At 53.1% G+C, this 11492-nt stretch carries 10 protein-coding genes and 1 pseudogene; 7 read left to right on the top strand and 4 right to left on the bottom strand.

Annotated features, from left to right (window positions below; all coding sequences use genetic code 11):
* Positions 1-237, bottom strand: a pseudogene (locus ACOJWD_RS05660) (transposase); the annotation flags it as partial.
* A 221-nt stretch (positions 238-458) separates the two neighbouring features.
* Positions 459-1178: an EAL domain-containing protein gene (locus ACOJWD_RS05655; protein ID WP_486992247.1), complete on the bottom strand. Its 720-nt coding sequence runs from the start codon at positions 1176-1178 to the stop codon at positions 459-461.
* 648 nt (positions 1179-1826) lie between these two features.
* On the opposite strand from ACOJWD_RS05655, the gene ACOJWD_RS05650 reads away from it, so the two are divergent.
* Complete coding sequence (locus ACOJWD_RS05650; protein ID WP_486992246.1) at positions 1827-2486, top strand: MFS transporter; 660 nt, start codon at positions 1827-1829, stop codon at positions 2484-2486.
* Positions 2487-2709: 223 nt separating this feature from the next.
* On the opposite strand, the gene ACOJWD_RS05645 is transcribed toward ACOJWD_RS05650, so the two are convergent.
* Entirely contained in the window at positions 2710-4359 is a 1650-nt protein-coding gene (locus ACOJWD_RS05645) for a L,D-transpeptidase (RefSeq protein WP_486992245.1), read from the bottom strand.
* 610 nt (positions 4360-4969) lie between these two features.
* Between ACOJWD_RS05645 and ACOJWD_RS05640 the strand changes: the two genes are divergently transcribed.
* From ACOJWD_RS05640 to ACOJWD_RS05625, 4 genes are all read left to right on the top strand, one after another.
* Complete coding sequence (locus ACOJWD_RS05640; RefSeq protein WP_486992244.1) at positions 4970-6169, top strand: peptidoglycan-binding domain-containing protein; 1200 nt, start codon at positions 4970-4972, stop codon at positions 6167-6169.
* 119 nt (positions 6170-6288) lie between these two features.
* Entirely contained in the window at positions 6289-7140 is an 852-nt protein-coding gene (locus ACOJWD_RS05635; protein ID WP_486992243.1) for an ABC transporter permease, read from the top strand.
* Entirely contained in the window at positions 7141-8331 is a 1191-nt protein-coding gene (locus ACOJWD_RS05630; protein WP_486992242.1) for an ABC transporter ATP-binding protein, read from the top strand. It begins immediately after the preceding gene.
* The gene (locus ACOJWD_RS05625) at positions 8313-9446 is read left to right on the top strand and encodes a glycosyltransferase family 4 protein (RefSeq protein WP_486992241.1); all 1134 of its coding nucleotides are present in this window, start codon (positions 8313-8315) and stop codon (positions 9444-9446) included. Before ACOJWD_RS05630 ends, ACOJWD_RS05625 begins: the two co-directional genes overlap by 19 nt.
* A 175-nt stretch (positions 9447-9621) precedes the next feature.
* Here the strand turns inward: ACOJWD_RS05625 and ACOJWD_RS05620 are convergent, their stop codons facing one another.
* Positions 9622-10359 carry a YjgB family protein gene (locus ACOJWD_RS05620; protein ID WP_486992240.1) on the bottom strand — a complete coding sequence of 246 codons (738 nt, stop codon included), beginning with the start codon at positions 10357-10359 and terminating at the stop codon, positions 9622-9624.
* 34 nt (positions 10360-10393) lie between these two features.
* Here ACOJWD_RS05620 and ACOJWD_RS05615 point away from each other — a divergent pair, with 34 nt between their 5' ends.
* The gene (locus tag ACOJWD_RS05615; RefSeq protein ID WP_486992239.1) at positions 10394-10876 is read left to right on the top strand and encodes a hypothetical protein; all 483 of its coding nucleotides are present in this window, start codon (positions 10394-10396) and stop codon (positions 10874-10876) included.
* Positions 10877-11268: 392 nt separating this feature from the next.
* On the top strand, positions 11269-11492 hold a 224-nt coding region (locus ACOJWD_RS05610), incomplete at its 3' end, for a hypothetical protein (RefSeq protein WP_486992238.1).

The following is an 11492-nucleotide window of genomic DNA, read 5'->3' as shown; positions in this document are numbered from 1 at the left end:
TTGCTTGTGGATTTGGCAGCGTTGGATGAGGACCTGATCCCCCCAGACCTCGCGCACCGCTTTGGATAAGGCCTTGGAGCCATCGATGACCACGAGTCATCCGGGCGCGGCCGTCAGGCCGCGGGTGCTGAGATCCTGCAATAAGGCCGTGACCACGGTGTGATTTTCGGTTGCCCCTTCGACCAATCCCAAGACGCGTTTATGACCCTCCGCGTCAATCCCTAAGGCGCCCACCACAGAACATCCTGCACCGGGCGTTGGTCGGCTAACACAAGATTTTTCGGGCTCGGCCGGAGCCTTCGGGGAGCGGCAGGAGAACACGCCACCGCCATGAACCGAGAAGCCCCCGGCTTTTAGCCGTGGGGAGTCGTCACTATTCCATCCCGTCTGCCTTGTTGTCATAGAAAGTTCATGCTCTGCATCGTGACCACTATAGCCCGCTCAAAATTGCGGTGCCGCTATTTCAGATTAGGGCCTCCGCGAACCACCGGAAGAGAGACGTTTCCGATGATAGGCTGCACTTGTGGTCGCCCAAGCAGGTAGCCTTGCATATACCGCACCCCGCAGTATCGCAATGTCCAAAATTCTTGGGGGGTTTCCACTCCTTCGGCAATCGTGATCATGCCGGACTTTCTTGCAATATGCAGTATAGCTTCGATTGCGGCACGACGGATGGGATCATGATCGACTCCAGCCACTATAAAGCGGTCAATCTTCAAAATGTCGGGTCTCAAGGTTAAAAGGGCACTGAGGCTCATGAATCCTGATCCATAGTCGTCAATGGCCAGCAGATGGCCTTGTTTGCGCCACAGTTGTAGTTGTGCGAGTGATTGAGGATTGTCCAAGAGTGAGCGGCTCTCTGAAATCTCTAGGACCACGCGATCAGAAGGCGCATCGATGGGCGGATCGGCGGGCAGGATCAAGGGATCGATATTCACGAACAACAGTTGGTCGACGGGAAGGTCGGGGAGTCTCTCTACCGCCAGTTTTCTCGCCTGATATTCCAGGCCTGCTCGTTGATTCTGTCGGTCTGCTTCAGAAAATAGCATGGCAGGAGATTCCCAGATCGATCCTTCCGGACCGCGAAGTAGCGCTTCGTGCCCCCAGACGGATCCGTTGATAGAATGGACAATCGGTTGGATTACGGTATGTAAACTTTCTGCGGGTACTGGTAGCAACACGTGTCATCCTTTCCATCCCTTTTGTAGTCCTTCGCGTCTTATGCCGAAAGTCCTTGTCTGATAGAAGAGTTTTTGAGTTGGCGGCTATGGCAGATCCTGATGCGGCCATCGCGGGAAAGAGTCGATTCCCGGGACCCGGGTACGCCTAAAGACCTAGGCCTCTTAAGAGAGCGACGTGCTAGAGTGAGGCCAGTTGAGCGAAGGAAAGGGAGAAGTCACCAATGTCCAGGTATCGTCGACTGATCAGGAATCGGATTTTTGTCATGTATTGGTGCGGGTCTACAGTAGTGCTGTCTGCCTTGCAGTTCGTCTCGATTGCGTTGGCATGGTTTGTTCTTAAAACCACCGGATCTTCACTACGGCTAGCGCTCATTTTGGCGGTGATACCCATCGCTCGCATGCTCACCAGCCCCTTCATTGGGCGATTGGTCGACCGCTTCCCCAGGCACCCGCTGATGATTCTGGACAATGCGCTACAGAGTATGCTTTACGCATCAATCCCTGCCATGATCTGGATGCATGTCCTAACCTTTCCGATTTTGCTGTCAATCGTCATGGTTGCAGCGGCGCTCTCTCCTCTTTCCATGATTGGCCGAGGAGTCTTGCTACCCAACATTGTCAAAGAGCAGGACTGGGAAGCGGCTAATGCCCTATCGCAAATTGCGGAGCGGCATGGTGACGCTATTAAAACCGGCCGTGGGCGGTATTCTGGTGGCTTCTGTCGGCTCGCCCGTCACTTTATTGATCACGGCGATGTTGTATGCCGGATATATTGCTTCGCTCCTAGCGATTCCCGCCGTCTGCTATCGTGCTCCCGCCATGGATGACCGAGAAGACCCGTTGCAGGCTCACGAGAGTGCCTGGCATTTCCTCCGGAAAAGTCCGATATTGATGGTGATTGGCCTGGTCACGCTATTTTTCAATCTGACCTATGGGCCGCTCGAACCGGCATTGCCGGTGCTGGTGGTTCATATCTATCATGCTGGTGCCCAGATGTTGGGATTCTTGTGGAGTAGTTTCGCGGTGGGATTAATGATCGGTACGGCGCTTTGGATGCGATGGCAACCAGGCTGGGGTATCCGTGTTGTGACGATTGGGGGAGTGACTTATGCTCCGTATAACATTGTGGCGACCACTTGGCAGCAGCGATTGATCCCAGATCAATTGCGGGGGAGAGTATTTGGTCTGCTGCAATCGGTGACCAGTTCAGGGCTTCCTTTAGGGCAAATGGCAGGGGGACTCGCGATAGCTGCTATCGGGGCTGGTCACACCATTGCATCGGCGGGGGAGCTACGGTGCTATTAGGGGTGGTGTTAGCGTGTTTTCCGTCACCTTGGCGTACGGTTCGAACAGCGCACGATGGTCATACGGCATGAGCGGCCGCCAAAATAGAGCACTCGGGGGACAGACCTCAGAAGTGAAGGCGATTGCGTAAGGTGACGCTGAACTCATAGGAAAAAAATATCCCGTCTCTCCGCGACCAACGGCGGGGAGAGACGGGATGGACTGTCACTACACCACGACGCGGTTAATCGTTGGCGTTCGCGGCTGGAACGATTTGAATCGGCGATGAGCCCGTCGTGTGAACCGACACGAGTGCTCCAATGTAAAGATGGGGATAGATTTTCTGCGCCTCCGGAATGGGTACTTCAACGCATCCAAGACTTTGCGGGAAGCCATACGATGCGCGCAAGAATCCGTGTACCGCTTCGCTACCATGGAAATAATTAATCCAGTGCACCGGGTCGGCATACGGAGTTCCATCCGGATTGGTGCCTTTCATAATTTGAAACGGCGTACGGATTTGCACAGGAAACGTGCCGATGGTGGTTGGGGTCTGGGGAATCCCGGTATTCGCTAACGTGGTCAAAATCACTTTGCCGCCCACATAGAGCCAAAGCCGCTCAGGCAGTGTCTCACTGACATAAATGTACGCATAGGGTGTGGTATCGACTTGGTGCGCTATCACCGCTTGACGTAAGGCGGCCCAGAACTGGGCTCCCGGCGTCGGTGTCAGGGCAAGGCCATGCTGATGTTCAAAGGAATACACAGCACCTTGGGTGATGACACTCCAATTCGTGGGACTCCAGAGGTCTTCGAGAGATTCGGGGACATCGGCGTATCTCCACGAAAAGCTGCCGTTAGGGGCGGAATACGCGGCTTGCCAGTTCGCCGTCGAGGCCGACGACGATGGCGTAAACGATACTGGCAAATAATCCAGTTCGGCAAGCCACTCCTGCATGGTCTCTGTCAGTCCCGCCGGAACCTGATAGGTTAATGTGGTGTTCGATGACAAAATGGAACCGTCTTTCGCTCGCGGGCCTGAGGACCCGCCTGGAATGGTGACAGTGATATTCGATGCGGGCGTAAATCCGATACCGCTTGGCTGAAATTCATACGTCTCGTCATTAATCTTATGCCATGATCCGGGAACGGATGGTGACATATTCCATTCGGATACGTTGGCTTCGGTCATGGGTGTCGAGAACGTGACCTTAAGAGGAGCCGTCGCCGGGACGCTGTTTGACGAGGACACTTGGCTCAACGCGGCTGTGACATAGGGGACCGACGCATAGGACACGGTCTCGATCTTCCCGTACTTTTCCCAGGACCTGGCCCGCGCTGCGACTTCAACCACACCGCGCTGGTTAGGCCGATTCAGGGTAGGACCAATGGCCACATGCCGCGAATCATTGACCGCCTCCGTCTTTTTTGACGATGCCATCATGACATCGGCGACCGAACCATTATAGGTGAGCACCAATGAACGGTCTAACGGCACTTTGACCGTATCGCTCACCAATTGGGGCGCTGCCGGTGTGACTAAGGTTTTGGTTTGGGTAGCCGACCATCCCAAAAAACCGGCATCGTGGACCGTCACGGTCACTGAAGTATTCGGACTCAGCGTGGCTTCAGGCCACAGGTTTCCGGCTTTTACCGCAATGGGGACGACCGTGCCATTGGCGGTCGTGGCCGTCGCGGTAACGTGTGATCCTAATCCTAAGGTGCTAACTTTCAGCAGTGCGCTCTTGCTCCGACTCAGGACCATATGGGGTCGGACAAACCACGCACCAATGCCTAAGAGAACGATAATTCCCAAGTACCAATAACGGCGGGTATGCCCTGAACCGCCGGTGGGTCTTGCGGGTGACATGTTTTTGTTTGAATGGTTACCCATATGACCTCCATATAATTGCTGTTGATACCAATATAACGCCAACGAATGGCAATGGGTCACAATTTCGACATAACATTTCGTGCTAGATACCATTTTTATGCACAATATTCCTCGCTACCGACCAATTTTTGGGGATCGCCGCGGGATGGCGGGAATTTCCCTGGGAAATGTGCCATGCGAAAATGAGAAGAGATTCGATCTTATAGTGCGTTTCTGACGTTGGGGGCGAAAGCGCGTATCATGAGACGCCTGGTTCGGTTAAAAAGGTGAAGGAGTCCTCGTCTCGCACAAACGCGTCGAGAGCCCGGCCAGACCAGCTTCGACGACATCAGTAGGCCACGGTGGTTGTGTATACGCAATCCTCCTCTGCCTCAATGATGCCGGCACGTAATCGCGAGGTAGTGCGGCTAGGATAGGCCGGGAAAGACGAGGGACAGCGTGGCCATGCTCGTTCTTTTGTCAACGCTGCCGCACGCTCGACAAATGTTCTTCCTCGCAAGACGCCAGAATGGAACATATTTCCTCACCCGGAATAGGGTGGATGGACACCTACTTCCCATCTTCTATTGGGATAGAAGAGGGATAGTAGGGCGATAAGGAGGGAGAACGCTTGGCGCTCTTTGACGAAACGTTTGCTCCGTATTATCCATTGGGAAGCCGCACACTGTCTTCAGGGAAAAGCGGAACCGATGTGGCGATTGTGCAGAGTGTGTATAACGGCATGCTCAGTGCCATGAATCCTTCGGGAGGACCGATTGGATCGCCGATTCACATCACAGGAAAGTATGATGCCAGCACCGTTTTGGCGGTGAAGAACATCCAAAGTTATTTTGGATTGAGCGTAGATGGCGTTTGTGGTCCGAATACCTACTTCGTGTTTGGTCAAGGAGTGGGGGCCCACACCACCTACGGAGGGCCGGTATTTGGCAGTCGGCAACTATCCGAAGGCATGTCCGGCGGCGATGTGACGATTTTGCAAAATCGTCTCAATTGCTATCGCTACGCGGCGACCTTGCTGGGACCTGCCAGCGGAGTCTTTCGAGCGCCGACCAGTGCGGCGGTATTGGCATTTAAGAAAGATGCCGAGGCCAACGGCGATACCGGATTTCCTAATAATGCCATTGTCGGCTATGGCACCTATGACGCGCTATGGCTTTATACGCTTGCTGGCGGGCGGGCCATCGACACGGGCCGCAACGGATTTGATGTGGTCTTTGTTCAAGGCGTGTTATTGGGGCTCGGGTATTATACAGGGCGCATTACCGGATACTATGATGCGCCCACTCGCCAAGCGGTGGTGGCTTTTCAAACAGCGCAGCGGATAACGGCCGATGGCGTGGTGGGACCTGCCACCTTTTATCACCTGGGCAAAAATAACAATAATGCCGCACCGAGCCCATTTGAAGTGTTCTGGCCACCCTCAGTGATGCCTCAGGTGACGGTGTGCAGTACACCACTGACCACCACCACTGGAGACTCACATCCTTATGGGGAAGCCTCGTTGGTGCTCAATGTGTCGGAAGGGTTTGAAAGTCTTGATGTGGTCGGCAACTTTTTGAATCCTCCCGGGCAATATGGGAACTACGACGCCTATGTGTTTGTCTATACCGATAACGTGACGGGTGAAGTCTATGAAACCATTACCATGACACAGACGACCTCCGAAAGTAATCCCGGCGACTGGGCTGGAACCTACTCCCCGGGGGTTAAAACCATTCCCGAAGGCGTGGTCTCGATCTATCCGATTAATACCACTACCGGAAATATGGGAGAGCTCATCTTAGCCGGCACCTTACAAAATTGCCAATAAAGGCGGCAGCATCGCATGAAACCCCGACCTACCAGTCGGGGTTTTGGTATTTTTGGCAGCCGCTGATAGTTGGCGAGTCTTGTCGGAGAGGGTACAATAGAATCACTTTGATAAAGGGGATGTCGAGGCTGAGCCAATATGACAAGCCGATCGTGGCCGATAGGGCGTCGGACGTCGAAGTGAAGCCACGCGATAGCGCCTGGGCGAGGATTTTACTCTGGCTGGAATTAACCCGCAACTTGGCCGTTCGGGATGTCGAAACACGCTATAAGCATTCATTTTTGGGACTCTATTGGGCGGTGATCAATCCCCTCGCCAATGCCGGAATCTATGGATTTGTCTTTGGCACGATTTTTCATGAAACCTCCAAACCGATTCCTTATGTGGTGTTTCTATTGACCGGATTTGCATTTTGGAACCTGTTTGCCAACGGATTAGTGTCGGCCACCAGTAGTGTGTCTGGCAATGCCGCCTTGTTAGCCAAGATCTATTTTCCGCGGGTGGTGTTGCCAACTGCGGAAGTGTTGGCGCGGATGATTGACTTTATGTTTTCCATTTTAGTGTTAGCGGTATTCATTGCTATTTATCGCGTTCCCATTCATTGGCAACTGGTCTTTTTGCCATTCATTTTAGTGATTCAACTCATCTTCACTATTGGCATCGGCTATATCTTAGCGGCCTTGAATGTGCTCTATCGTGACGTGATGCAACTGATTCAATTAATCCTCATGGCATGGATTTATTTTTCCCCCGTGATGTACAGGCTTTCCAGTGTACCCGCCAAGTTGCGCTTCATTTTGCTTATTAATCCCATGGGCGCCACCATTGAAGCCGAGCGAAATCTGATCTATGTCGGACATTTGAAGCATCCTCATTACGTGGACTTAGCGTTTGGAGTGTCGCTCTTGGTGCTTTTTATTGGGTGGCGAATCTTCAAGCGGGTGGAACCGCTATTTGCGGAGGTGATGTAGATGGCGTCCATTGCGGTAGAGAATGTCTCCAAACGTTTTACGTTGCGCAAGGATCGCCCCGACAGTGTCGGGCAACTGTTGGTGCGGATGATTCCTCGACGTAATAGTCGACCGGTACGCGAGGACTTTTGGGCGCTACGAAATATTTCTCTCGATATGCCGGAAGGGGTGAGCTACGGCATTATTGGGTCAAACGGGTCAGGGAAAAGCACCCTCTTAAAAATTCTTACCCGGACTATGTCGCCGACGGAGGGCCGGATTGACGTGATGGGTCGAGTCTCGGCCTTAATTGAGCTTGGTGCGGGGTTTCACCCCGACTTTACGGGCCGCGAAAATGTCTATTTGAATGCCTCGATTTTAGGGATCTCGCGTCGTGAAATCGAACGGAAAATGGATGACATCATTGAATTTGCTGAGATTCGGCCGTTTATTGATACCCCGGTGAAATACTATTCTTCGGGGATGAACGCCCGCTTAGGATTTTCCGTGGCGACCAGTGTAGAACCCGAAATTCTTATCGTCGACGAAATTTTGGCGGTCGGAGATGAATCCTTTCAGCAGCGGTGCATGGATCGTATTTTTCGCATGAAGCGGGAAGGGACCTCCATTTTGTTGGTATCGCATGACTTAGGTTCGATTGAACGGCTGATGGATCGGGCTCTCTGGATTAATAAAGGGGTGATGCAAAGCGAAGGCGTGCCACGCGACGTGGTGCATGCCTATCGCCAGAGCCTCTTAAGCGAGACCGAGCCTGATACGGGAACCATCAGCAATTCTTCTGGAGAACTGGAGCTTTTAGAATGCGATATTCGCCCGCTGACAGGATATAGTCCGACGCTCATTTCCGGGGATGGGGCGAATGTGGGAATGGTATTGAATAATAATTCGGGAGGGGATTTGGCGGGCAATGTGACGGTGCGCATTCGCCGTCCCGATGGTCTTGAAATTGCGACCCTCAGTACCTTTCAGGACGATCACCAGATCCTAGTGCATCCCGGGCGGTGTGAAATTCGACTGGAATTGCGTCAGGTCCCCTTAATGACCGGGGAGTATGAATTAGATGTGGCCTTTCATCTCCCCGAAGGACGATTGGTGCAAGAGTGGAACGGGGCGAACCATTTTCATGTGCAAGCCTATGAGCGCCAAGGAGGGCTTTTGGTGCTTCCGCACCAATGGCAAGTGCACTCATGAAGCGGGAGAAGCCCCTCATCGCGATCGATGGTCGATATGGTCTGCGCTCGCCACGCCGCGGTGTGGGGGAATATGTCTATCGCATGGTCACTGAACTGGGGTTTATGGACCGGCCCTACGACATGCATGTCTTTGGGGATTTAAGCGCGGATCCCGAAGTATTGAAACGACTTCGCTTTATTCTGCCAGTCGATCTTCTCATCACGCCAACATTTTTTACTTGGGAGCAAATGGCCTTTCCTCAGGCGGCGCATGGCGCGGCATTAATTCATGGCACGGCCAATATTAATCCCTTGCTGACACGTATTCCTCAAGTGCTCACCATTCACGACGTCATTGAGTGGCATCGCGGTCGTGACTTTCCGGGCGAGATCCCTTTTCGCCATCAGGTGAGTCGGTTCTATCGTATGAATGCGCTCAAAATGTTGGCCCCGCGAGCGAAAGCGGTCTTTACCGTATCGCGCCATGCCAAACGTGACATGGTGGACATCTTACATCTTGATCCGGATAAGATTGTGGTGACCCCGCTTGCATCCAAGACTCCGGTGACAAAACCGATCTTTCCGAAGCAAAAGTATTTTTTGACGCTGGGCGCGATGGATCCGAGAAAAAATCTTTTAGGAGTGATTGCGGCCTTTTCCAAGGCGGCCTTGCCGGACTATGTTCTCAAAGTGGTGGGAATCGAGACGGCGGCGTTGCCTAGCATGACGGAGCATGTGAAACGGCTTGGCTTGGAGGATCGCGTGACACTGCAAACTATGGTGCCCGACGAAGAACTGGTGGCGCTTTATCAAAACGCCACCGCGTTCTTATACCTCTCCTATTTTGAAGGATTTGGACTCCCGGTATTAGAAGCCATGGCCGCTGGTGCCCCAGTGATCGCATCCAATCGCTCGTCCATTCCCGAAGTAGTGGGGGATGGGGGCCTTTTGGTCAATCCGGAGCGCAGTGAGGAGATCGCTCATGCTATGGAGCATCTCGCCTATCACCTTGATCAGCAAGAGGAACTGGTCAAAGCAGGGCAGAGGCAAGTAGAGCGATATTCTTTTAAAGAAATGGCGCGACTTACCCATGAGCGGTATTTGTTGCTGTTGCGCAATCGGCACCTCATCTAACTCTTGCCATCGCCATATCACCATCACCGAGAGAGCGCAGACTGGGTTAGACCATCGAGCCGGCCTGTAATCGACAAATGACACACCGCACGGTCTCCGTCGGTGTGTCATTTTGAGGATGTGGGGTCCGCGGGACGGTGAACGGGTCACCGTGCGGTAAGACGTTTGACGCACACTAATTTAACGTGATGGTATTGCTGGTGCCGATGATGGCACTACCTTGGGTTGACTCGTAGATGAGTCGTATTTGCCCTGAGGTGCCTCTCATCGAAGTAGGGAATTGGAGCTGATAGCCGCTTGAGGACGCGGTAAAGTCGGCTCCTGAATTGCCGTGCCCGGCATTTTGTGCCGCTTGTGCGTGGGTGTTAACCACAGTGGTGCCGGTTTTTGTCGGCAGCCACTCGATTTCGTCCAATCGGTAGCCCGATGGCGCGTTCTTGATGGTGAATGAGAGGGCCGAGGCGGTGGAGGCGCTGACAGTCACTGATGGATTGGGAACCGTTTGTCCCATCAGATCCACCGTGCCCTGAGGCCAATACACCGAGACGTGGTCCACGGTGTTTCCGGTTTTCCCAGGACCGCCTGGAAATGTCCATAGCACCTGGTAGTTGGGACCATCGGGATACATGTAAATCGTGGTATTGTCCGCGTAACGGACCGCTCCCGGTGTGCCCAAGGTGGAGGTGACGTCGGCGCGGGTAATTTGTTGCACATTGGGAGCGTTGGAGGTGACGTCAAAAATCTGATTCCCGGTCCCTACGCCAAAGGAGACGTCATGGGTGGAAAAGACATCGTACACGCCGGCTCCGGCGCTGGATAGCTTCCCTTGACCCCACTCATTTTGTACCAAGCCAATCGTCTTTCCATCACCGATCGGCATATTGACACCCTCGCCGTTCAGGCCCGCCTGCATCCAATCCTTGACTAAGGATACGCCCGAACTGCTCGTGGCTTGCGGTGCTACCGAGGAAGAACTAGAACTCGTCGACGTTGAAGGCGATGAATTCACGGGGATGCTGGTCGATGACACCGACGTGGAAGGGCTCGTCGAGGGTGATGACGATGCGCTACTACTGGTAGATGGACTGCTGGATGTCGACTTAGAAGGGGTGCTGCTCGCGCCTTGGGCGGAAGGATGTGCGGTAGACGCTCCACACCCGGCGATAAGGGCAGACCCCATCATCATGATAACTGTGGCTCCTATGGTTTTGTTCATAAGTGCCTCCCTGACCTACGAATTTGACGTGGCTGGAATGTGCATTGACGTCATGCAAGATATAACGCTAGTGACAAGAATAGGTTACATCATACATCGCGAAGAATTGTTGACATTCTCCCCCACGCGTGGGGGCGATGCGGCGCCTTTAGATAAACCGAGAGGCTGCCGCGATCGGCTGGTTGAAGCCTTGCAGAGCTCGAAATACAGGTAGTTCAGGGGAACTATAATCCTTTGACACGACGATGAACCCACAGCATGACATGGGACTAGTTCCATGGATCTTGATCTTAGGTTGTAAAAGAATCAAGCGGCGCTATTGATGGCCATCGAGGTATCGTTACCAGGAAGAGCAATGAGAAATATCAACATGCGAAAAAAAGTACCTGTCAAATAAAGGGATTACCATAATCATGTGGAATTCGACATTTAAGGAAGTTATGTCGAATTATGGCATTTCATCCGTCGTCTCTGAAAGCACGCACCTTGTTCACCACGCTATGGTTATGACACCTCCTGTATGAGCTCGCCAGAGATTCTTCTGTCGGCTCGCATTTCACAATGACCGGATCATCCCTATATCAAACGTCGACTAAGGAGGATTCTATGAAAATACTATCGGGGACACTGATGGCACTTCCCTTGCTGCTCATCGCCGTTCCGTCGCCGCAAGTCCTAGCAACGACCACACCCAGAGTCACCATCGCGTCATATCCTGTTCAGGTGGCTCTTCATTCGCCAATCACCATTGAAAGTAGGGTTAAGGGGAATACGGCTATGCTCTATTCGCTGTGGATGCGTGAGGGCGCGAATGCTTGGCACAATGTGGT

Source organism: Sulfobacillus sp. TH-112 (assembly GCF_057473405.1).
The sequence above is the reverse complement of the archived record's forward strand: the minus strand, read 5'-3'. Positions and strand labels throughout refer to the sequence as shown.